This is a genomic window from Nocardia higoensis (genome assembly GCF_015477835.1).
Taxonomy (GTDB): domain Bacteria; phylum Actinomycetota; class Actinomycetes; order Mycobacteriales; family Mycobacteriaceae; genus Nocardia; species Nocardia higoensis_A.
The window spans coordinates 2005254-2027160 of the sequence record NZ_JADLQN010000001.1 but is presented as its reverse complement, the minus strand read 5'-3'; the positions used below and the strand labels follow the sequence as shown (position 1 = coordinate 2027160).

Here is a 21907-nt window from a genome sequence, read left to right as displayed (position 1 = left end):
GTTCACTCGGCGGGCACGACCGCCACACTGCCGTCTTCGTCCGGCACCAGCACCCCCCAGGGCGCCGACTGCGTCCGTACCTGTTGTCGTCGCACCGACATCCTCAGCAGCGGCTGTTCGTCCCGCACGCTCGGGCCGGGCCCGGCCACCAGCGTGCGCGCACCGGTGGTCATGTCGTAGGCCAGCAGTGACGCCGTCCGGTCGCCGGATGTCCGCTGCATCGTGGCCAGGATGACATTGCCGCTGACCACCGTGGTGAGCGGCAGAACCTCTTCCGCGGCGTCCAGTGGCGCCGTCCAGCGCACCCGGCCGTCGGCTTCCTGCAAGCGCATCTCGGTGTTGTCGCTCAGCGTGGTGCTGTCCATGACCAGCGAGATCCCGTCGGGACGGGGCAGCCGGTACCGGGAGCCCGGTGCGGCCGGCCGACGCGCGATCGCGGTGCCGGTCGTGAGGTCGACGACCTCGGTGTCTCCGCCCTCGTGCTCGATCGCCAGCGTGTTCCTGGACTCCACGGCGACGTTCTCGCTCCCGGTGAGCCGCCGCTGCCACAGTGCCGTGCCGTCGGCCGGATTCAGCGCACCTGCCCACTGATCGGTGCCTCGCCCGTCCGCGCCGACGGCCGTGTAGCACCGGACGAGCACGGCGTCGCGAATCCACACCGGGGCGAGTGGATCGTCGGTGACCGGGCAGCCGAAGGACGCCAGTTCCACCGACCAGCGTTGCCGCCCGCTGTAGGCATCGGCGAAACTCACCCGCCCGTCGGTGACCGCCACCTGGTGCCACTCCGGTGCCTGCGTGCTCCACAGCTCTTCGCCGGTCTCGGTGGAGTATGCGACCAGGCCCGGCGCCTCGTCCCAGCCGACCATCAGGACTGCCTCATAGGGCACCGCCTGCACGCGCTCCGGATCGGGTGCCATGCCGTCCTTGCGGAGCGTCCACTGCCGCGCGCCGGTCGGGTCGAAGCCGGTCACCGCGTCCTCGGTGACGGTGTACAGCCCGTTCTCGGTGACACCGATGTCGCGATAGGTTCCGAGGTCGATCTTCTCGATGCCGGACAGGTTCAGGATCGGTGCGTCCGGCGGTCCGCTCGTACCACCCGTCTCGGCGGCACCTGAACCGCAGGCGGCCAGCGCGGCGGCCAGTGCGGCGGCGACGGCGACGCGCGCGGCGTCGCGAATCGTGTTCCAGCCCATGATCGAAACTCCCCCTCCCGGAATCGGACGGGACCGATCATCGCACGGTCGTCGACAGCTGCGGAACGGGCCGCTGCGCCGTTGTGGACAACTCGGGCGCTGTGCACGACGGCGCCGGATACGGCACCCACGAGGTCGGCTAGATCAGCAGGCCGAGGCGGCGGGCGATGACGACGGCCTCGTGCCGGGAGTGTGCGTCGAGCTTGGTCATGGCATTGCGCAGATAGCTCTTGACGGTCTCCGGCTGCAGCGAGAGTCGTCGGGCCACTTCGGAGTTCGTGCATCCCAGGGCGACTTCGGAGAGCACGTCCAGCTCGCGCCGCGACAATGTCGGCACGGCCGACGGGTCCGCGGCGCGCTCGCCCGAGAGCACCCGGACGAGCCGCGCGGACATCTCGTACAGACGTCGCCTGGTCGGTTCGTCACCCACCACCGAGGCCAGTCCCCGCAGATCGGCGTGGATGCCCCGCAGTTCCTCGAGCATCTCCGGGCCCGCCGTATGCGCCGGGGACAGCACGTCCAGCATCCGCAGCCTGCGGTCGACTTCGTCGCGGACGGCGATCTCGCCGGCCAGGCGCCTGCTCGCACGCACCATCAGCTCGGCCGTGCGATCGCCCAGCGGGCCGCCGCGGGTGGCCGCGTAGAGCACCGCTCTGGACTGCTCGCCGACCATGACCGGCACCGCGAACACCGAACGGATGCCCTCGCCGGTGACCGGTTCGTCGTAGTGGTGGGTGATCGAGGCGGCATTGCGGTAGTCGGCCAGCGAGATCGGACGTCCCACGTCCATGACGCGCCCGCCCAGCCCGGAATTGCGCAACACCGGCAACCCACGCAGGCCGGTGGTCTTGGTCCCGACGAACTCCGAGAGGAGCAGGGTGTCGTCGTGGATCTCGCCGCCGAACACGATCGGCGCGGCCGTCTCCCGGGCGACCCAGCGAACCTCCGCGCGCAGCGCGTCACCGTCGCGGGGACGCAGCAGGGGGGTGCCTGTCAAGAGTTGTCACCCCTTTTCGGGGGTAGTTGCCGACGTGATCAGACCCACATCCTATTCGACGTGGGGTTCAGTGAAATCGAGAAGGAGACCGAAATGGCCATCGACGTGAACGCGCTGGTGGACGTCGACACGCGGGTGCGCGAGTTCCTGCGCACCTACGACGGGCCCGAGGCATGTGCTGCCGAGTTGCTGTGCGATCGGCATCCCGCCGACGCTGTCGCCTTCACGGTGATCGAATCCGATCTGTCCTCGACCGACCTCACCTACGGCATGCTGCGCGAGCGCTCCGCCCGATTCGCCGCGGCGCTGGCAGGCATGGGTGTCGCCCCGGGCGACCGGGTCGCCACTCTCATGGGGAAATCGGCGGACCTGGTGGTCGCGCTGCTGGGCATCTGGCGTCGCGGCGCGGTGCACGTGCCGCTGTTCACGGCGTTCGCGCCGCCCGCCATCGCGATGCGGTTGGAGGCGAGTCGTACCGCGGTGGTGATCTCCGACGCGGACCAGGCCGCCAAGTTGCTGCCCGGCGAGGACATCCCGGCACAGGTGCCGTGGCGGCTGATCGTGTCCGGGCAGCCGTCGCCGAATCTGGCGGTACGGGAGCCGCTGGCCCTCGCCGAGCTGCTCGAGGCCTACACCGCCGATGATCCGCGCGCCCAAGCGGTCACCGTCGGCGGGGACGGGTTGCTGGTGCAGCTGTTCACCAGCGGCACCACCGGCACACCGAAGGGAGTGCCGATTCCGGTGCGGGCGCTGGCGTCCTTCCACGCCTACCAGGAGTTCGCCCTCGACGTCCGTCCCGACGACGTGTTCTGGAACGCCGCCGACCCCGGCTGGGCCTACGGCCTGTACTACGCGATTCTCGCGCCGCTCGCCTCGGGCACCCGCAGCCTGTTGCTGCACGCCCCGTTCTCGCCCGCCCTGACCCTGCAGGTGCTGGAGAGGTTCGGCGTCACCAACTTCGCCGCCGCGCCCACGGTCTACCGGGCGCTGCGCTCCGGCGACACCGGCGTACCCGCCGGGATCGCCCTGCGCCGCGCTTCCTCGGCCGGTGAACCGCTCACCCCCGATGTGGTGGCGTGGTCGGCGCGTGCTCTCGGTGTGCCGGTGCGCGACCACTACGGCCAGACCGAGCACGGCATGGTGATCTGCAACGCCTGGCACGAGCTCCTCGACGCCGTCGCGCCGATCGGCTCGATGGGCAGGCCGCTGCCCGGCTGGGTCTGCTCGGTGCTCGCCGACGACGCCGATGTCGAGGTCGGGCCCGGCGTGGTCGGGCGACTGGCCATCGACGCCGAGCGCAGTCGGCTGATGTGGTTCGCGGGCTATCTCGACGCGCCCGAACGCACGGCACAGCGGTTCACCGCCGACGGCCGGTGGTACCTGACCGGTGACGCGGGGTCGCGCGACGCCGACGGCTTCTACCACTTCTCCTCCCGCGACGACGACGTCATCATCATGGCGGGCTACCGCATCGGCCCGTTCGAGGTGGAGAGCGTGCTGGTGATGCACGAGCACGTCGCCGAGGCGGCGGTGGTCGGCCTGCCCGACGAACTGCGCGGTGAGGTGCTCGAGGCGTTCGTCGTGCTGCGCACGGGGGTGAGCGGCGACGCCGCTCTCGCCGAGGAATTGCAGCGGCTGGTCAAGACCAAGTTCGCCGCGCACGCCTATCCGCGCCGGGTACATTTCGTCGACAGCCTGCCCAAGACGCCCAGCGGCAAGGTGCAGCGCTTCATCCTGCGCGAGCGCGAAGGCCGCTGAGACCCGACGCGATCGGCGAGAATGTGACGGATCGTCCCAGCGCGGCCGGGTTTCCGGCCGCGCCGCGGTCTGCCACCCGAGCAGACAGCAGACACCCCCGCGCGAGGCGGGGCGAGCTCGTCGGCGGGTGAGCCGCTAGTGTTGCCGCTCGTGACGACAGCGCCCGAGATCGCCGGTTCAGAGACGAACAGCACCGATACGACCGCCGCCGCACCGACGGCCGTGCTCGCGGCCCCCGCGAGTGTCGGCAGACGCCTCGCCGAGGAACTCGGCGTCCGCGAGAGCCAGGTCCGCGCGGCGGTGGAACTGCTCGACGCCGGCTCGACGGTGCCGTTCATCGCCCGGTACCGCAAAGAGGCGACCGACGGTCTCGACGATGCCCAGCTGCGCCAGCTCGACGAGCGCCTGCACTACCTGCGCGAGCTGGACGAGCGCCGCGCGGCCATCATCGAATCCATTCGCGCGCAGGGCAAACTCGACGACGAGCTGCACCGCAGCCTGCTGCTGGCCGAGACCAAGGCGCGCCTCGAGGACATCTACCTGCCCTACAAGCCCAAGCGGCGCACCAAGGCTCAGATCGCCCGCGAAGCCGGACACGAACCCGTGGCCGAGGCACTGCTGGGCGATCCCGCCACAGACCCGGCACAGTACAGCGCCGAGCAGCTCGACGGCGCGCGCGCCATCCTGGTCGAGAAGTTCGCCGAGGACGCCGATCTGGTCGGCGAACTGCGTGAACTGATGTGGAACCGCGGGCAGCTCACCTCCTCGGTGCGGCCGGGCAAGGAAGAGGCGGGCGCCAAGTTCGCCGATTACTTCGAATTCAGCGAAGCGTTCAGTTCGCTGCCCTCCCACCGTGTGCTCGCGCTGTTCCGCGGCGAGAAGGAGGAAGTGCTGAGCCTGCAGCTCGAGCCGGATACCGAGGAACTCGAGCCCGGTCGGCGCAGCATCTACGAGGGCCGCATCGCGGCGAAGTTCGGTATCGCCGACCGCGGCCGCCCGGCCGACCCCTGGCTGCTGGACACCGTGCGGTGGGCGTGGCGCACCAAGTTGCAGGTCAGCCTCGGCATCGACACCAGGATGCGGCTGCGTCAGGCCGCGGAGAAGGACGCCGTCGACGTCTTCGCCGCGAACCTGCGCGACCTGCTGCTCGCCGCACCCGCCGGTACCAGGACCACGATGGGCCTGGATCCCGGTTACCGCACCGGTGTGAAGGTCGCCGTCGTCGACGCCACCGGCAAGGTCGTCGCCACTGAGGTGATCTACCCACACAAACCGCAGGGCCAGACCGAGAAATCGCTGGCGGTGCTCGGCGCGCTGGTCGCGCGCTTCGGTGTCGAGCTGATCGCCATCGGCAACGGGACCGCCTCGCGCGAGACCGACGCCTTGGCCGCCGAGCTCATTGCGCGCATCGGCGCCACCGAGGATGCGAAGAAGCCGACCAAGATCGTGGTTTCCGAGGCAGGCGCGTCGGTGTACTCGGCCTCGGCCTACGCCTCCCAGGAACTGCCGGAGCTGGACGTCTCGCTGCGCGGCGCGGTCTCGATCGCGCGGCGCCTGCAGGACCCGCTGGCCGAGCTGGTCAAGATCGACCCGAAGTCCATCGGGGTCGGCCAGTATCAGCACGACGTGTCCGAGACACTGCTGGCGCGCTCGCTCGGCGCGGTCGTCGAGGACGCGGTGAACGCCGTCGGTGTCGACGTCAACACCGCCTCGGTGCCCTTGTTGTCGCGGGTGTCGGGCATCGCCACCTCGGTGGCCGAGAGCATCGTCGCCCACCGGGACGGCAACGGCCCGTTCCGTTCCCGGACCGCGCTGCTCGACGTGCCGCGCCTGGGCCCCAAGGCATTCGAGCAGTGCGCGGGCTTCCTGCGTATCCGCGGCGGTGACGACCCGTTGGACAGCTCCGCGGTGCACCCCGAGGCCTACCCGGTGGTGCGGCGCATCATCGAATCCACCGGTCGCGACGTCAGCGAGCTGATCGGCAATACCGGCGCCCTGCGCGCGCTGCGTCCCGCGGACTTCACCGACGAGAAGTTCGGCGTTCCGACGGTCACCGACATCATCAGCGAACTCGACAAGCCGGGCCGCGACCCGCGCCCGGAGTTCAAGACCGCGGAATTCGCCGCGGGAGTCGAGAAGGTCGCCGACCTGAAGCCGGGCATGGTGCTCGAAGGCGTGGTCACCAATGTCGCGGCCTTCGGCGCGTTCGTCGATGTCGGCGTGCACCAGGACGGCCTCGTGCACGTCTCGGCCATGTCGCATTCGTTCGTCAAAGACCCGCGCGAGGTGGTCAAGTCCGGCGACGTCGTCAAGGTCAAGGTGCTCGAGGTCGACGTCGCGCGCCAGCGCATCGGGCTGTCGCTGCGCTTGGACGATGAGCCGGGCGCCGCCAAGAGCGAGCGCGGTGGCAATCGCGACGGCGCTCGTCGCGGCGGTTCGCCCGCTTCGGGCGGCGGACAACGGCAGAATGGTCAGGGGCGGCAGCAGAAGGGCAATCAGGGCAAGCGGCCCGCGCCCGCGCCGAGCGGATCGATGGCAGACGCTCTGCGCCGCGCCGGCTTCGGGAGCTGACCCCGGAGCCGGGCACCCGGCGACGAGGGGAGGAATCGGCGGTCATGCGACGGTGGCTCGAAGAGGACGTGATCGCGACCGGCCGATTGCCGCTGTTGTGCTTCCTGTTCGGGTTCATGCTCGGCTTCCTGTTCATCCGGCTCAGCGTGCGGATGATCCGGGCGCAGGTGCGTTGGTGGCCGGGCAACCTGCGCGCCGGTGACGTGCACATCCACCACATGGTGTTCGGCGTGGTCCTCGTCCTCGGTTCCGGGCTCGGCATGGTCGCGGTCCTCGAGGACGCGAGTACCCCGGTCGCCGCGGCACTGGCCGCCGGGTTCGGGGTCGGCGCGGCGCTGGTGCTCGACGAGTTCGCGCTCATCTACTACCTGCGCGATGTCTACTGGGAGGAACAAGGTCGCACCTCGGTGGACGCGGTCTTCGTCGCGCTGGCCGTGACCGGTCTGCTGTTGCTGGGCTTCCATCCACTCTCGTTGCTCGAGGTCAACGATTTCCGCGACTCGCTGGGCACCTGGGGGCACCTGGTGGCGGTCGCGTTCGCGCTGGCGAATCTGGCGATGGCCGCGATCGTCATCGCCAAGGGCAAGATCTGGACCGGCCTGTTCGGGATGTTCTTCCCACCGCTGCTGTTCGTCGGTGCGCTGCGGTTGAGCAGGCCGGGCGCGCCGTGGGCCCGGTGGCGCTACGGCGATCGGCGGCGACTGATGGCGCGCGCGATCGTGCGGGAACGTCGCTACCGCAGGCCGGTCATCCGGGCGAAGATCTTCGTGCAGGACCTGGTCGCGGGCAAGCCCGACGTCGAGCATGTCCGCACGGCTGCCGAGGCCGAGCTCAGCCGCACCGTGGTGCCTGCGCCGCCCTCGCCGCACCGGCATCACTTCTCCTGGATCGCGGACCGTCCCGGCACGGGCCACCACGAGCCGGGCGAGGAGGCGGACGGGGACGGTGTACGGACAGGGGAGCACGCCGAGTCGACGACCGACGCCACCGTGAGCCGCGGTCCGTGAGCTGGGGTGCGGGGCGGCCCGATTTTCTCCGCGGCGCTCCGATCTGGCACAATGCTCGGGTTGCCCTGGGCGCTTTTCCCGACCCCGGGGGCATCCCCTAATTCGGAGCATGAACCGGTCGCGCACACGTGTGCCGCCAGGGTCCTCTGTTCGCGCGAACTCCAGAAGGATGAAAATGAACACCCTTGACTTCGTCGACGAAAAGTCGCTGCGCAGCGATGTCCCGGACTTCCGTCCCGGCGACACCCTGAACGTGCACGTGAAGGTCATCGAAGGCTCGAAGGAGCGCATCCAGGTCTTCAAGGGCGTCGTGATCCGTCGCCAGGGTGGTGGCATCCGCGAGACCTTCACCGTGCGCAAGGTGTCCTTCGGTGTCGGCGTCGAGCGCACCTTCCCGGTGCACAGCCCCAACATCGATCACATCGACGTCGTGACCCGCGGTGATGTCCGCCGCGCGAAGCTGTACTACCTGCGCGACCTGCGCGGTAAGGCGGCCAAGATCAAGGAGAAGCGCTGAGCGCTCGCCCTCGCGGGGCACAACTGATCTTCGACTGGCCCGGCATCGGACGTACGTTCCGGTGCCGGGCTAGTCTGTTCGGCGTGGCAGACGAGAGTGGATCGGTGCGAGTGTCCGATTCGGACGATGAAGGCGCGGGCGGCAGGCGCCGTGGCCGCCGCAATGCGAAGCGCAAAGCCAAGCCGCAACGGCCGTTCTGGCAGGAGCTACCGGTCCTCATCGTGATCGCCGCCGTCATCGCGGCGTTGATGGTCACCTTCGTCGGCCGTCCGTATGTGATCCCCTCGCAGTCGATGGAGGAGACACTGCAGATCGGCGATCGCATCTACGTGCAGAAGATCAGCTACTACAGCAGCGACCCGCAGCCGGGTGACGTGGTGGTCTTCGTCGGTCCGGAATCGTGGAACACCCGCTACCAGTCGATCCGCTCGGACAACGCGGTGGTACGCGGCCTGCAGAACTTCCTCTCCTACTTCGGACTCGTCCCGCCGGACGAGAACGATCTGGTCAAACGGGTCATCGCGGTCGGCGGTCAGACCGTCCAGTGCTGTGACGCCGAGGGGCGGGTGATGGTCGATGGCAAGGCGCTGGTCGAGCCGTATGTGGAGAACGATTTCCGCTGGCTTCCCGGCCAGCAGAACGCCTCCTACCCATCCGGCCGGGTGTTCGGCCCGGTCGTCGTGCCCGAAGGCCATCTGTGGGTGATGGGCGACAACCGCAACCAGTCCGCGGACTCGCGCGCGCATGTGGGAGACGAGTGGCAGGGCACCGTGCCGATCGACAATGTGCGCGGCAAAGCGGTGTTCAAGATCTGGCCGCCCGGCCGGATCGGACCGATCCGATCCGAGGACCCGCAGGCGAACTGATCGGCGGGGGAGGATCGAAGAGTGACAGTACGAATGGGGTGGCCGCCGCGCATGGTGATGCGCAAGGCGGGTGGTTTGCGCACGCTGGAAGCGGCGCTGATCCGCGGCGGGCTCGGCCCGGTGGCCGGGGTGGACGAGGCGGGACGCGGGCCGTGCGCCGGACCGCTGGTGGTCGCCTCCTGTCTGCTCGCGCCCAAGGCCTACGACCGGCTGGCCGACCTCGACGACTCCAAGAAACTCACCGAGGCGACGCGTGAGCGGTTGTTCCCGGTGATCACCAGGCTGGCGCTGGCCTACGAGGTCGTGGTGATCCCGGCCGCGGAGGTCGACGCGATCGGTATCCACGTGGCCAACATCGAGGGCATGCGCCGCGCGGTGGCGGGCCTGCGACAGCGGCCGGGCTATGTCCTCACCGACGGTTTCCGGGTGCCCGGGCTCGCGGTGCCCTCCCTGCCGGTGATCGGCGGGGACGCGACCGCGGCCTGCATCGCGGCCGCCAGCATCCTCGCCAAGGTCACCCGGGACCGGATCATGATCGAATTGGACCGCCGCCATCCGGGGTATGGTTTCGCGGCCCACAAGGGCTACAACACATCCGAGCACATCGCGGCGTTGAAGCGACTCGGTCCCTGTCCCGAGCACCGCAGATCCTGGCGCAATGTACGCGACGAACGGGGATCGACGCGGCCCGGCGCCGCGGTCGACCACGCGGGTCGGGTGCTCGCCGACGGTGCCGAGGAGGGCAGCCGGGTGGCTGCCGAATCGGCGCATGCGGGATGATTGTCGAATACGACGCAGTGCGCCGAGAAGGAGGACGTCCCACCCGATGAGTGCCGAGGACCTCGAGAAGTACGAAACCGAGATGGAGCTCTCGCTGTATCGCGAGTACAAGGACATCGTCGGTCAGTTCTCGTACGTGGTGGAGACCGAGCGTCGCTTCTACCTGGCCAATTCCGTCGAGCTGCGTCCGCAGAACGCCGACGGCGAGGTGTACTTCGAAGTGCGTATGAGCGATGCCTGGGTCTGGGACATGTACCGACCCGCCCGCTTCGTCAAGCACGTCCGGGTGATCACGTTCAAGGACGTCAACATCGAGGAGTTGGAGAAGCCGGACCTGCGGCTTCCCGAATAGCCGGGCAGTTGTGCACAGCCGCCCGGTAGTCCACAGGGTGGTGCGTGAGCCCAGGTCGCGCTCCGGGCGCCCATGCCGGATACGGCCACGATGGGCCGCGTGGGAGACAAACAGGCGCTCGGCGCACGAGGGGAAGAACTGGCGGCCCGGTTCCTGCGGGACGCGGGCTTGGAGATCGTCGCGCGGAACTGGCGGTGCCGATACGGCGAGCTGGATCTGATCGCGCAGGACGCGACGACCACCGTCTTCGTGGAGGTGAAGACACGCCGCGGGCTGGCCTACGGCACGCCCGCCGAAGCCGTCACGTTCAGCAAGCGGCAACGCATCCGTCGGCTCGCCCTGCTCTGGCTGGCCGAACAGGACGGCCCGTGGCGGCACATCCGCTTCGACGTGGTGTCGGTGCTGATGACACCGGGGCGAGGCCCGGTCATCGATCATCTCCAGGCGGTCTTCTGATGGCGCTCGGGCGAGCTCATTCGGTCGCGGTCGCCGGCGTGGACGGGCAGTTGGTCGAGATCGAGGCCGACATCGGCCAGGGACTGCCCTCGGTGCATCTGGTCGGCCTGCCCGACACCGCGCTCTCCGAGTCCAGGGACAGGGTGCGCGCGGCGGTGGCGAACTCGGGGGAGAAGTGGCCGGACGGCCGGGTCGTTCTCGCGCTGAGCCCGGCCACCCTGCCGAAACTGGGCAGTGTCTACGACCTCGCCCTGGCCGCCTCGGTCCTCGACGCCGCCGACGCGGTACCGGCGACCAAGCTCGCGAAGACGGTGTTGCTGGGCGAACTCGCCCTCGACGGGCGGGTGCGTCGGGTGCGCGGTGTCCTGCCCGCGGTGTTGACCGCACGCCGCGCGGGCTGTGCGACCGTGGTGGTGCCGCGCGAAGCGCTGGCCGAAGCGGGGCTGGTGCGCGGTATCGAGGTGCTCGGTGTGAGCAGCCTGCGCGAATTCGTGGCCTGGCTGCGGGGAGAGGGCACACTCGCCGAACCGGAGGGTCTGCTGCCGGACATGACGGTCCCGCCTGGTGATCTGAGCGAAGTGGTGGGGCAGGAGGAGGCCCGCTGGGCACTGGAGGTCGCCGCCGCGGGTGGTCACCATCTGTTGCTCACCGGTCCGCCCGGCATCGGCAAAACCATGCTGGCCCAACGTCTTCCCGGTCTGCTTCCGCCGCTCACCGACGCCGAGTCGCTGGAGGTGACCGCCATCCACTCCATGGCGGGGGCCCTGTCCGGCGAGCATCCACTGGTGACGGTGCCGCCCTTCGTCGCGCCGCATCACTCCACCTCGGTCACCGCCATGATCGGCGGCGGGTCGGGCACGGCGCGGCCCGGTGCGGTCAGTCGCGCGCATCGCGGTGTGTTGTTCCTCGACGAATGCGCCGAAGTCGGTACCAAGGTGCTCGAAGCCATGCGCACCCCCTTGGAGGAGGGGGAGGTGCGCATCGCCCGGCGTGACGGGGTGGCGCGCTATCCGGCACGGTTCCAGCTGGTGCTGGCGGCCAATCCGTGCCCGTGCGCTCCCGCACGCGACATCGACTGTGTCTGCCCGCCGCTGGCACGGCGCCGCTATCTCGGCAAACTGTCCGGACCACTGATGGATCGCATCGACCTGTGGGTACGGATGCACGGTCACACCGGGCCGGTGCTGACTTCCGAGGCGGCCGAGAGCAGCGCCGCCGTGCGCGAACGGGTGGCCCGCGCCCGAGTGGCCGCCGCCGAGCGCTGGCGTGCCGACGGCTGGCGTCTCAATGCCGAGGTACCGGGGCATGTTCTGCGGCGGAGGTTTCCGTTGCCCCCGGACGCCATCGCCCCGTTGGAAGCGGCCGTCCGGATGGGCAGGCTTTCCGCGCGCGGCGCAGATCGCGCGATCCGCGTCGCCTGGACGATCAGCGACCTGGGCGGTGGCACGTTGCCCTCGGCGCGAGACGTGATGCTGGCGTTGAACTTTCGCCGCCGGAGCGCGCAATGACACGGCCGGGGAAAGACACGCCGGAAATCTCGGTGGATGTCGGCGAAACCGAAGGGAAAGTGATTGTGCCCGAGGTAATCTGCGATGTGCCCGGCATCGGACGGGCACATCGAACGAGCGCGGTGCGCAACAGCCGTGTAGTTCGCGAACCCGGCGACATCGAGGTCGCACGAGGTGCCGAGGCCGCAGCCGTGGGTGCTGGAGGTGTCGAGGGTCCGAGCGGAGTTCGTGAATCGAGTGCGGTCGGTGGGCCGAACGCCGGCGGTTCTGTGGATCTCGGCTGTGTACTCGGCGCACGCGGTTCGAGTGTGGTCTCGGATGCGGCCGCGCGACAAGAGGTTTCCGGTTTTCCGGCGCCGGTGAACGCGGACGAGGTCACCGGTGAGGGAGCGGGATACGGCCGCGGCTCGGCGGCGCAGGGAGACGTCGAGCCCGGCCACCCCGATGCCGGATCCGGCATCGGCGCAGGCGAATCTTCGACCGGTCGTCCGGCGGAGGTGGCGTCGAGCGGCGCGGTGGTCGAAGAACGCGCGCTCACCGCACCCGACGACCGCCGTCGACAACATCTCCTGCGTCATGTGGTGCATGATTCCGGGGCCCGGTCCGACGACGAGCGGCGGCGGCTGGCCTGGGTGTACCTGTCGCGTGTCGCCCAGGGGCCTTGTGCGCCGCTGTCGGCGTTGATCGCGGCGGTGGGCGTGCTCGAGGCCGCACGAGCGGTCCGCGAGCGGGAGTTGCCGGACGCGTTCGGCGGGGCGGTCCGTGCGCGGCGCGACATCGACCGGGCCGAAGCCGATCTGGAGGTTGTGCGGCGCCTCGGTGGCCGGGTGGTGACGCCCGACGACGCGGAGTGGCCCGCATGGCGGATGTTGGGCTTGGGGCAGCTGGAGGCCGGGCGGGATCCGGACAGCGCGGTTCCGCTGGTGCTGTGGGTGCGTGGTCCGCGTTCGTTGCTCGACATCAGCGAGCGCGCGCTCGCGGTGGTGGGCGCGCGATGCAGCACCGGCTACGGCGAGCACGTGACCGGCGAGATCGTCGGTGGGCTGGCCGCGCGGGGATGGACCGTCGTCTCGGGCGCCGCCTTCGGCATCGACGCGATGGCGCATCGCGCGGCACTGGCTGTCGGTGGCCCCACCGTCGCGGTGCTCGCCTGCGGAGTGGATCGTCCCTACCCGGCCCAACACGACCGCCTGCTCTCCCAGATCGCCGAAACCGGTCTGGTGGTCAGCGAGTACCCACCGGGCGCCGTCGCCCGTAAGCACTGTTTCCTCGCCCGTAATCGACTGGTCGCGGCGCTGGCCGACGGTGTGCTCGTCGTGGAAGCGGGGATGCGCAGCGGCGCTCGCAACACCGTCAAGTGGGCCCGTCGGCTCGGCCGCCCCGCGCTCGCCGTCCCCGGCCCGGTCTCCTCAGCCGCGTCCGCGGGCTGCCATCACATGATCCGGGAGGGAGAAGCGCACCTCGTCACTCGCGTCGAGGAGGTGATCGCCGAAGCGGGCCCTCTGCGGTTGTCCGTGCCTGACATGACTGCTCGGGCCGCGAACGGGGCAGCCGGAACGGTCGCGGGGGATCAGCTCATCGGGGACGAAGCGACGGTGTACACCGCACTGCCCGCTTCGGGCGGATGTTCACCCGCCGATCTGGCTGTCCGCACCGAACTCGCGATCGCGGCGGTACGCGCGGCGCTGGTCGCCCTCGAACTGGCGGGTCTCGCCGTCCCCGAGGACGCCGGTTGGCGTAGATCTGCCCGGTCGTGACCGAGATGTGCGGTGCGCAGGCTCCGCCGTTCGAGGTGGGTTAGCACATTCGTTCGATACCGGCGGGTGTGGCGTGTTAGGTTGGCGTGACCGAGCCGTCGAAGGGGCCGTTGTCAGATTTCGAAGTCGCCTTCAGTGATGCTCGAAGTCATCTTCAGTGGTAGCCCACCGCAGAAGTCTCGTATGAGAGCGGCGACGTGGTGTGGTGTTTCGACCTGCGGTGAGTGCCCTGCGTCGGGGATTACTTCGGTGCGGGCGCCGACGGCGGCGTATCGGGCGATGGCCCTCGCGCAGTCGAACATGCGGTCTCGCTGTCCGTGGATTACCAGTGTCGGACGGGCGAGCTCGCGTACTCGGGCGTCGAGAGGTCGTAGCGTGAGTGCTTTCGGGCGGTCCAGGGCAGCTGCGCGAAACATTCGCGGTGACATGGCTTTGTAATCGGCGTACAGCTGTGCGGGGTTGTCCAAGGTCGTCAGATCGAATCCCTCGGCGAACGCGTGCGCGATGATGCGGCGGAAGACCGGTTCCGGCACAAGCCGGTGCGCTAGAGCGACTATCGGGTCCATGGCTTCGAAGCCCAGCAGGCGTGCGATCGCCGGTATCGGCAAGTCGCTGCAGTCGGGCGCTTGGCCGATGACCACGATTCTGGCAACTCGATCGGAGCGTTCGGCCAAAGACAGGACGTGATCGGCGCCCCAGGAGTGCCCGACGGCGGTGAGGTCGGAGAGTTCGAGACTGTCCAGAGCCGCTTCCAGGAGCGCGGCTTGGGAGCTCGCGTCGAACCCGGTGGCGGCACGGGTGCATCCGTAGCCGGCCAGATCGACCCGGATGACGCGGTAGGTGTCGCTCAGCAAGGGCGTGAGCCGGTCCCACCAGTGCAGCGATTCCATGAAACCGTGCACGAGCAGCAGAGGTTCGGCGTCTGCAGGCCCGTCTTGCCGGATATGCAGTTCGTGGGATCCGATCGTGAGCAGTTCCCCGATCGCGGTGCGCACCGGCGCGGCGCCACCACGTCCGGCACGTCGCGGGATCGCTGTCATCGCGGTGCGATGACGGCTTGCAGGACCGCGCCGAACAGGTCTGCCGGTACGACGCCGGGTTCGGTGAATTCCTCGATCGACAGGCCGCTGTTGAGCGCCAGCACCAGCACCGCGGTCGTGGCGGGGTCGATCTCGGTTCCCAGGTCCAAGCGCTGGACAGCCTCGGCGACCGCGGCCCGGACGGTGCGGCGGTGTCGCACGAATCTCTCGTGGACTGCCTCGTCTCGGAGAGCGCGCAGCCAGTATTCGGTGAACAGCAGCTGCCAGTCCCGGTTGTCGCGCAGGCCCTGCATCAAGAGTTCGCCGATCGCTGCGAACGTGGGACGTGTGGCAGCGGCGTCGGCCAGCGCGGTGACCGCCTCGATCCGGCGACTGACCTGCTGGTCGAGCAACGCGAAGAACAAGTCGTCTTTGGAACCGAAATTGGAGTAGACGGCGCCCTTGGTGAAGCCCGCGACCTCGGCGATCGCGTCGATCGTGGTGCCGGCGAATCCTTTGCCGACGAACTCGGACAGAGCCGCTTCCAGGACTCTTTCCCGTACTTCGGCACGTGGGGTGCGGATTCGGGGGTTGACTGTGGTCACCAGCCTGACGATACTCGCCAGTATCCAAATTTCAATACTTGCCAGTATCGAAGGGTCTGATGTCGCACCGTCCTGGGGCAGTTACTCGCTATCAACTGTCTACGCCGACGCCGGATCACTCATGCCCGGCCTCGATGGGCCCGACCGCATGATCAACCGTAACGACCACGCCGTCGCGGCCACCGTCCTCGCCGACGACGTGTTCTACGAATACGGTCTCTTCGCCGAAGGGTTCGGCACCGCCGTGCACGCCGGACAGTTTCTGCAAGCCAGGTAGTCACCGGCCCGCTCACGCGGCTGCCCCGACCGATCGACCCGCACCGAGACCGTGCTGCTCGGCCTGCCACCACGCATTAGCCCACCACTCCAACGACGGAGCCTCCGATGTCGACCTTCCCGCCCACAGCCCCCGCTTCATCGGCGACAAGCTCACACCTCTTTTGGTCGCAGCCTTCTCCACGACCAAAAGGAGTCGAACGCACTCGAGCGAGGGCGATGGCGGGATCGGTCGCGGCGATCGCGGCCTTGCTGTGCGGAGTCCAGACACCACCGGCAAACGCCACCCCGGAAGACTTCTACGATGTGCCCGCCGATCTGAGCGCCACCGCGCCGGGCGATGTGTTACGCACAGAACCACTGCCTATGGCGCTGTCGATCCCCAGCGCCGACGGGCCGCTTCCCGGCCACGCGACACGGATCCTGTACCGCAGCAACGACACCCACGGCAACCCGATCGCAGTCAGCGGCTTCTACCTCGAGCCCACCACCGACTGGACCGGGCCCGGCGAGAGGCCGCTGATCACCTTGGCCGTGGGCACCCAGGGCCAAGGCGACACGTGCGCGCCCTCCAAAACAGCCGGATCGCTGCTGGGCTACACCCCACCGCTCGGGCTCGCCGCCGGCTACGAAGTACCCACAATCGAGCTGCTCGCCGCACGCGGGTTCGCGGTGGTGGTCACCGACTACCACGGCCTGGGCACTCCCGCAGTGCACGACTGGCTCAACCGCGCAGCCACCGCACACGCGGTTCTCGACGCCGCGCGCGCCGCGAAGAATCTGCCCGCCACCACAATCACCCCCACCGCGCCCATCGGGATCTGGGGATACTCCCAAGGTGGGGGCGCCGCAGCCGCAGCTGCCGAACTACAGCCGCGATACGCCCCCGAACTGGACGTGCGCGGTACCTTCGCCGGCGCGCCGCCCGCAGACCTGGCGCAGCTGCTGACTACGCTGGACGCCAGTGTCGCCAAGGGATACATCGCCTGGGCACTCAACGGCCTCGCCGCGGATTATCCACAGGCCGGACCCGAGATCCAGAACATCCTGAGCCCGGCCGGGCAGACCTGGCTGCAAGAATCAGCAACCCAATGTGACAGCGAGAGCATCGCCCGTTACGGCCTGCTCGACTCGCGGGCCTGGACACACACCGGCGAGACGATATCGTCCGCCATCACCGGCAATCCGGTCCTGCGCGAGCTGCTCGCTCAACAAGACATCGGCGCTCTCACCCCGAACGCGCCTGTGCTGATGGTGTCCAACACCGCCGACGACATCGTGCCGCACCAGTCGGTCGAGCAGCTTGCTACCGACTGGTGCGCCAAAGGCGTCGCCGTCCACCTCGACAAGGCCTCCGAGGTACCGGCGATCCTGCCCGGAACCAGTACCGTCCACGTACTGGTCTACCCCCTGGCCACCGCCCGCGCCCTCGACTGGATGACCCAACGCCTCGCCGACGCCCCTGCGCCGAGCACCTGCACCCGCTGAGCGAGGCAAAACCGAACCGACAGGACGCGGCATCGCACCGGCCGTTCACAGTGGCCTGACATCCTTCACGGCGACGACCTGGCCACCGGTTCTCCCGGGAAGTCCCGTCGAGGAACCGGGCTGCCGTTTACCAGGCGGGACCGGTGTTGTCTCGAGGGTCTTCGCCGTGCTCACGCCGATCACCCCGAGTGTGGTGGGGTGGTCGCCGCCGCGGCGGTGAGCATGTTCTGGTCGTGGTCGCGCAGCAGGCGCATCACGGTGGCCGGTGAGTGTCGGAGCGGTCGCGTGCACCGTGTCGTCCGGTGGATTCGCGTGTAAGTGCTCCCGCTCCGGTGGGGTGATCTGGGGTACCGAGCGCGCTGAACGCGGACGCCGCCCGCGGGCACGTCGACGGTGGTCGAGCCGAGGAGCGGCGCAGGAACTCGCTGCTGGGGCAAAGGCCCGGTGACGGGCACCGCGGCAACTCGGGGCCACAACCGCGGCGAGGCGCAGTGTGGCTGCGGGTCGGCCGGTAGCGGGGTCATGAGCGAACAGACATGTGGCTCGGGTGGGTTGGTCGGGCGGTGTGGTTGTGATCGGCCCGGTGGCGGGGCGGTGCGGGTGGGCTGGTCGAAGGTGTGGCTGGGAACGGTCTGCGGCGGGGCGGCTGTGAGCGGGTCGGCGGCGGTGCGGCGCGGGGACTTGCGGGAGGAGGCGGTGCGCGCGACCGTGAGGGCATGGAAGGTTTGCCGGAGGATCTGTCGGCATTGTTGGAGGAGTTCGCGCGGCATCTGCGGCTCGGGCGTAACCGTTCGGAGCACACGGTCCGGGCGTATGTGGGTGACGCGCGGGCGCTGCTCGGGCATCTGTATGCGCGGTCGGCGGATTCGGCGATCGGAGAGCTGGATCTGACCTTGTTGCGGTCGTGGCTGGCCGAGCTGTCCGCCGGCGGCGCGGCACGGACCACGCTGGCGCGCCGGGCGTCGTCGGCGCGGACGTTCACCGCGTGGCTGGCCGGGACCGGGCGGCTGGACCATGATCCGGGGCTGCGGCTCGCCTCACCGAAAGCGCATCGCACCTTGCCGGCCGTGCTGGGCGGACAGCAGGCGGTGGCGGTCATGGATGCCGCGGAATCCGGTGCGAGACAGGAGGATCCGATGGCATTGCGGGACCGGTTGATCGTCGAGATGCTCTACGCCACCGGCATCCGGGTGAGCGAATTGTGTGGTCTGGACATCGACGATGTCGACCGGGAGAGGCGGCTGGTCCGGGTACTGGGTAAGGGCGGCAGAGAGCGTTCCACGCCATTCGGCGCGCCCGCGGACCAGGCGGTAGAGCAGTGGCTGCGGCGCGGTCGGCCGGCATTCGCGACAGCGGAGTCGGGGCGGGCTCTGCTGATCGGCAGACGCGGACGGCGGCTCGACCCGCGGCAGGCGCGAGCGGTCGTGCACGACGTGGTGGCCGCGATTCCCGGTGCGCCCGACCTCGGGCCGCACGGCTTGCGCCACAGCGCGGCCACCCACCTGCTGGAAGGTGGCGCCGACCTGCGGGTGGTGCAGGAACTGCTCGGTCACAGCAGCTTGGCGACCACCCAGCTCTATACGCACGTATCCATCGAGCGGTTGAAGAAGGTGCACGATCAAGCCCATCCACGCGCCTGACCGACGCTACTGTTGGAACAGGTTTCAGTTCTCGGGAGGATGGGCACATGGTGGCAGATGCCGGACACGGTGCGGGCGGGCCGGTGAGTACCCACGACGTGCTCGGCACGCGGATCACGATGCCGGTGCGCATTCGGACCGCGCACGCTTTCATGGCGACCTATCTCGTGCCCGTGACCGAGGCGCAGCGGCTGATCGACTACTCCGGGCTGCGGGCGCTGCGGCTGCCCGGCGGACGCGCGTTGTGCACGCTGGTCTTCGTGCAATACGTGGACGGTGATCTCGGGCCGTATCACGAGTTCGGTGTGTCGGTCATGGTCGGTCATCACACCGCGCCCTCGGGGTCGGGAATCGCCGACCTGCGTTCGCTGCTCGAAGGCTCCGCCGGGGTGTTCATCCACCGGCTGCCGGTGGATGGCGAGTTCACTCTCGCCGCCGGGCGCGGGATATGGGGGTTTCCGAAGGAACTCGCGGAATTCGACGTCACCCATCGGGGAATCCGGCACGGCCGCCTGCGTCAGAACGACTCGCTGGTGGTCGACCTCACCGTGCGGCCGGGGCTGCCGACGCCGATGCGCGCCGGCGCGGGCGCCTCGTTCGATGCCTACTCTCACATAGAGGGCGTCACCCGGTGCACTCGGTGGGAGATGGCTCCGGCCGGCATGCGGGCGCGCCTCGGTGGCGCGGATCTGATCCTCGGCGATCATCCCTGGGCGGGCGAGCTGGCCTCGCTCGGGCTGCCCCGTCGCGCGATCTCCACGTCGTCGGTGGAGAATCTGTCAATGATTTTCGGGGACGCGGTGGTCGTCTAGTCCAGCGCTTCGGTGGCCGCCAGCGGCTCGAAAGACGTTCTCTCCCATATCCATCGCGCGGGTGTCGTCCAACGTCGGATCCGGCCGCGCGGGCCTGCGATGTCCTGCTCCGGCTCGGCGGGACTCACTCGTTGCGTGACGCGGTCGCAGCCGTGACATCGAGCCAGCGCGGCTCGTGGACGGCTACGGCGACCGCCGCTAGCCTGGCGTTGCGGAGAGTTTGCTTTCAGTGGTTTCCCGTCGAAGGAGCGTAGTCATCCGGCGTCCTGGCATGGCCGCGCACGGCGGCGACAGCCGGGTCCGGCGCCGCGGGCCGTTATGGTTGCCAGGAGGTCACCGATGGATATGAGCACAGCGGCCGATCCGAGCCCGGCGGTCGTCGCCGCCAACCGGCGCGCGGCCTGCGCCGCCGAGTCCGACGTCCACGATCCTCGCCCCGGCGATCACGGCCCCGGCGACCTCGGTCACCGCGACGAGGCGGATGCCGACCGCGGATTCGTCGCCGCCCGGGAGCCGGGTGTGGTCGCCACCGCCGACGGCACCGTCGTGTGGGACAGCGACTCCTACAGGTTCCTGCGGGAACCGTGTCCGCCATCGGTGCATCCGACGCTGTGGCGCCGGGCCGGGCTCGCCGCCAGGCAAGGACTGTTCCGGGTCGCCGAGGGGATCTACCAGGTGCGGGGTCTGGACCTGTCCAATATGACGCTGGTCGAGGGGAACCGCGGTGTCGTGGTGATCGATGCGCTGATGTCGGTGGAGACCGCCGCAGCCGCTCTGGCGCTCTACCGGGAACACCGTGGCGATCGTCCCGTCACCGGTCTGGTCTACACGCACGCGCGAGTCGATCACTTCGGTGGCGGCCCGGGGGTCGTCACCGAGGACGAGGTGCTCGCGGGCTGTTGTCCGGTGCTCGCACCCACCGGCTTCCGTACCCACGCGCTCGCCGTGAGCGGATACGCGGGCACCGCCGCCGCCCGCCGCGCCGCCTACGGGGCCGGCGCGGTGCTGCCCCGTGGACCGCTCGGCAGCGTCGGTGCCGGGCTCGGCCAGACCACCTCGCGCGGCGTCGTGGCCCTGCTCCCGCCGACCGTCGAGATCCCGGCCACCGGGCATCGAGAGGTTCTCGACGGCGTGCCGTTGGTCTTCCAGATCATCTCCGGCGCGAACGGGCCCGCCGCGATGAACATCCACCTGCCCGCCCATCGGGCGTTGTATCTGGCCGAAGGCCTCGATCATCCGATGACGGATCTTCCGTCGGCCGGTGCGCACAGCGATGCCACGAAGGAGCGGGCGCGCAGGCTCACCGAGACGATCAACCGGTTCGCTTCCTCCTCGGACGTGCTCCTGGCCGCCCATCTCTGGCCGACCTGGGGCGCCGACCGGGTCGCGGAAACACTGGCCCTGCATCGGGATCTCTACGGATATCTGCACGACCAGACCGTGCGTCTGCTCGATCTCGGCTACGTCGGTACGGAGATCGCCGAACGGCTCGAACTGCCACCCGCTCTCGAGCATGTCGGCCCGGCGCGCGGCGGTGCCGGTGCGATCGGTCATCACATCAAGGCGGTCCATCAGCACTACCTGGGCTGGTTCGACGGTAACCCGGCGCATCTGTGGGAACACCCGCCGGTCGAGGCGGCGCGCAGGCACGTCGAATTCATGGGTGGCGCCGAGGAGGTGCTGCGCAAGGCGCGCGAGTCCTACGACGCCGGTGACTACCGCTGGGTGGCCCAGGTCGCCGGTTACGTGGTCTTCGCCGACCCGGCCGACGAGGAGGCCAGGCATCTGCAGGCGAGCGCCTTCGAGCAGCTCGCCTACGGCTCGGCGGAGGCCACCCGGCGCAATATCTATCTCAGCGGCGCCTACGAACTGCGCTACGGCATCTTCGGCACCCCCACTCCCGCCGGCTCCCCGATCGCGCCGCTCACCATGAGCGTCGAACAGGTACTCGATTCGGTCGCGCTCCGGGTGGACGGTCCGAAGGCCTGGGACCAGCGCATGGTGACCGACTGGCGGATCACCGACACCGATCGCGTCCATCGCGTCGAACTGGGCAACGGCGTGCTCACCCACTACGAACGCCCCGTGGACGGCTCGCTGCCCGACGCCGACGCGACCTTCACCCTCTCGCGTGCCGCCCTGGTGCGGGTCCTGCTCGCCGGCGACGATTTCGGCGTCGTGGTCGGCGCCGGTGAGATCGCGATCGACGGCGACCCCACCAAGCTCGCGTCGCTGGTCGCGGTTCTCGACACACCCGATCCGGACTTCGCGATCGTCACACCCTAGTGATTCCGGGACGCGGGCG

At 69.3% G+C, this 21907-nt stretch carries 19 protein-coding genes; 15 read left to right on the top strand and 4 right to left on the bottom strand.

The window, feature by feature from the left end; translation table 11 throughout:
• Positions 1 to 2: 2 nt before the first annotated feature.
• Both IU449_RS09150 and IU449_RS09145 read right to left on the bottom strand, forming a co-directional pair.
• Entirely contained in the window at positions 3 to 1193 is a 1191-nt protein-coding gene (locus IU449_RS09150) for a PQQ-binding-like beta-propeller repeat protein (protein WP_195001421.1), read from the bottom strand.
• Between the two features lie 139 nt (positions 1194 to 1332).
• The gene (locus IU449_RS09145; RefSeq protein WP_195001420.1) at positions 1333 to 2190 is read right to left on the bottom strand and encodes a helix-turn-helix transcriptional regulator; all 858 of its coding nucleotides are present in this window, start codon (positions 2188 to 2190) and stop codon (positions 1333 to 1335) included.
• Positions 2191 to 2283: 93 nt separating this feature from the next.
• Here IU449_RS09145 and IU449_RS09140 point away from each other — a divergent pair, with 93 nt between their 5' ends.
• The 10 genes from IU449_RS09140 to dprA all read left to right on the top strand — a co-directional run bounded on the left by IU449_RS09140 (position 2284) and on the right by dprA (position 13762).
• The gene (locus IU449_RS09140; protein ID WP_195002435.1) at positions 2284 to 3948 is read left to right on the top strand and encodes an AMP-binding protein; all 1665 of its coding nucleotides are present in this window, start codon (positions 2284 to 2286) and stop codon (positions 3946 to 3948) included.
• A 222-nt stretch (positions 3949 to 4170) separates the two neighbouring features.
• Entirely contained in the window at positions 4171 to 6519 is a 2349-nt protein-coding gene (locus IU449_RS09135; RefSeq protein ID WP_195002434.1) for a Tex family protein, read from the top strand.
• A 44-nt stretch (positions 6520 to 6563) separates the two neighbouring features.
• The gene (locus IU449_RS09130) at positions 6564 to 7526 is read left to right on the top strand and encodes a hypothetical protein (protein ID WP_228803842.1); all 963 of its coding nucleotides are present in this window, start codon (positions 6564 to 6566) and stop codon (positions 7524 to 7526) included.
• A 175-nt stretch (positions 7527 to 7701) separates the two neighbouring features.
• Complete coding sequence (rplS, locus tag IU449_RS09125) at positions 7702 to 8043, top strand: 50S ribosomal protein L19 (protein ID WP_011210681.1); 342 nt, start codon at positions 7702 to 7704, stop codon at positions 8041 to 8043.
• 83 nt (positions 8044 to 8126) lie between these two features.
• Complete coding sequence (lepB, locus tag IU449_RS09120) at positions 8127 to 8909, top strand: signal peptidase I (protein WP_324188144.1); 783 nt, start codon at positions 8127 to 8129, stop codon at positions 8907 to 8909.
• 33 nt (positions 8910 to 8942) lie between these two features.
• Positions 8943 to 9689 (top strand): ribonuclease HII, encoded by a 747-nt coding sequence (locus tag IU449_RS09115; RefSeq protein WP_195002432.1) that lies wholly within the window; start codon positions 8943 to 8945, stop codon positions 9687 to 9689.
• Positions 9690 to 9735: 46 nt separating this feature from the next.
• Complete coding sequence (locus IU449_RS09110) at positions 9736 to 10041, top strand: DUF2469 domain-containing protein (protein WP_011210678.1); 306 nt, start codon at positions 9736 to 9738, stop codon at positions 10039 to 10041.
• Between the two features lie 90 nt (positions 10042 to 10131).
• Positions 10132 to 10497: a YraN family protein gene (locus IU449_RS09105; protein ID WP_195001419.1), complete on the top strand. Its 366-nt coding sequence runs from the start codon at positions 10132 to 10134 to the stop codon at positions 10495 to 10497.
• A complete protein-coding gene (locus tag IU449_RS09100; protein ID WP_195001418.1) occupies positions 10497 to 12005 on the top strand; it encodes a YifB family Mg chelatase-like AAA ATPase in 1509 nt (502 codons plus the stop codon). Before IU449_RS09105 ends, IU449_RS09100 begins: the two co-directional genes overlap by 1 nt.
• Before the next feature lie 581 nt (positions 12006 to 12586).
• A complete protein-coding gene (dprA, locus tag IU449_RS09095) occupies positions 12587 to 13762 on the top strand; it encodes a DNA-processing protein DprA (protein ID WP_324188237.1) in 1176 nt (391 codons plus the stop codon).
• A 113-nt stretch (positions 13763 to 13875) separates the two neighbouring features.
• Here dprA and IU449_RS09090 read toward each other — a convergent pair whose 3' ends face one another.
• Together IU449_RS09090 and IU449_RS09085 are read right to left on the bottom strand one after the other, a co-directional pair.
• The gene (locus tag IU449_RS09090; RefSeq protein ID WP_195001416.1) at positions 13876 to 14802 is read right to left on the bottom strand and encodes an alpha/beta fold hydrolase; all 927 of its coding nucleotides are present in this window, start codon (positions 14800 to 14802) and stop codon (positions 13876 to 13878) included.
• Positions 14799 to 15386, bottom strand: coding sequence for a TetR/AcrR family transcriptional regulator (locus IU449_RS09085; RefSeq protein ID WP_195001415.1), 588 nt, complete (start codon positions 15384 to 15386; stop codon positions 14799 to 14801). Before IU449_RS09085 ends, IU449_RS09090 begins: the two co-directional genes overlap by 4 nt.
• 121 nt (positions 15387 to 15507) lie before the next feature.
• On the opposite strand from IU449_RS09085, the gene IU449_RS09080 reads away from it, so the two are divergent.
• The 5 genes from IU449_RS09080 to IU449_RS09060 all read left to right on the top strand — a co-directional run bounded on the left by IU449_RS09080 (position 15508) and on the right by IU449_RS09060 (position 21888).
• Positions 15508 to 15663 carry a hypothetical protein gene (locus tag IU449_RS09080; protein WP_195001414.1) on the top strand — a complete coding sequence of 52 codons (156 nt, stop codon included), beginning with the start codon at positions 15508 to 15510 and terminating at the stop codon, positions 15661 to 15663.
• 218 nt (positions 15664 to 15881) lie between these two features.
• A complete protein-coding gene (locus IU449_RS09075) occupies positions 15882 to 17150 on the top strand; it encodes a lipase family protein (RefSeq protein ID WP_195001413.1) in 1269 nt (422 codons plus the stop codon).
• 716 nt (positions 17151 to 17866) lie between these two features.
• Positions 17867 to 18790, top strand: coding sequence for a tyrosine recombinase XerC (locus IU449_RS09070; RefSeq protein ID WP_195001412.1), 924 nt, complete (start codon positions 17867 to 17869; stop codon positions 18788 to 18790).
• Between the two features lie 47 nt (positions 18791 to 18837).
• Complete coding sequence (locus tag IU449_RS09065) at positions 18838 to 19602, top strand: acetoacetate decarboxylase family protein (RefSeq protein ID WP_228803840.1); 765 nt, start codon at positions 18838 to 18840, stop codon at positions 19600 to 19602.
• Positions 19603 to 19947: 345 nt separating this feature from the next.
• Complete coding sequence (locus tag IU449_RS09060; protein ID WP_195002430.1) at positions 19948 to 21888, top strand: alkyl sulfatase dimerization domain-containing protein; 1941 nt, start codon at positions 19948 to 19950, stop codon at positions 21886 to 21888.
• The last annotated feature ends 19 nt before the right edge of the window (positions 21889 to 21907 follow it).

Bases quoted from the DNA above. Each gene is read 5' to 3' on its own strand.
- IU449_RS09110 (WP_011210678.1), top strand. From the start codon at position 9,736: ATGAGTGCCGAGGACCTCGAGAAGTACGAAACCGAGATGGAGCTCTCG.
- IU449_RS09115 (WP_195002432.1), top strand. From the start codon at position 8,943: ATGGGGTGGCCGCCGCGCATGGTGATGCGCAAGGCGGGTGGTTTGCGC.
- IU449_RS09065 (WP_228803840.1), top strand. From the start codon at position 18,838: ATGGTGGCAGATGCCGGACACGGTGCGGGCGGGCCGGTGAGTACCCAC.
- IU449_RS09090 (WP_195001416.1), bottom strand. From the start codon at position 14,802: ATGACAGCGATCCCGCGACGTGCCGGACGTGGTGGCGCCGCGCCGGTG.
- IU449_RS09140 (WP_195002435.1), top strand. From the start codon at position 2,284: ATGGCCATCGACGTGAACGCGCTGGTGGACGTCGACACGCGGGTGCGC.
- IU449_RS09105 (WP_195001419.1), top strand. From the start codon at position 10,132: ATGGGCCGCGTGGGAGACAAACAGGCGCTCGGCGCACGAGGGGAAGAA.
- IU449_RS09100 (WP_195001418.1), top strand. From the start codon at position 10,497: ATGGCGCTCGGGCGAGCTCATTCGGTCGCGGTCGCCGGCGTGGACGGG.
- IU449_RS09060 (WP_195002430.1), top strand. From the start codon at position 19,948: ATGAGCACAGCGGCCGATCCGAGCCCGGCGGTCGTCGCCGCCAACCGG.
- IU449_RS09130 (WP_228803842.1), top strand. From the start codon at position 6,564: ATGCGACGGTGGCTCGAAGAGGACGTGATCGCGACCGGCCGATTGCCG.
- rplS (WP_011210681.1), top strand. From the start codon at position 7,702: ATGAACACCCTTGACTTCGTCGACGAAAAGTCGCTGCGCAGCGATGTC.
- IU449_RS09080 (WP_195001414.1), top strand. From the start codon at position 15,508: ATGCCCGGCCTCGATGGGCCCGACCGCATGATCAACCGTAACGACCAC.
- IU449_RS09150 (WP_195001421.1), bottom strand. From the start codon at position 1,193: ATGGGCTGGAACACGATTCGCGACGCCGCGCGCGTCGCCGTCGCCGCC.
- IU449_RS09075 (WP_195001413.1), top strand. From the start codon at position 15,882: ATGGCGGGATCGGTCGCGGCGATCGCGGCCTTGCTGTGCGGAGTCCAG.
- IU449_RS09070 (WP_195001412.1), top strand. From the start codon at position 17,867: ATGGAAGGTTTGCCGGAGGATCTGTCGGCATTGTTGGAGGAGTTCGCG.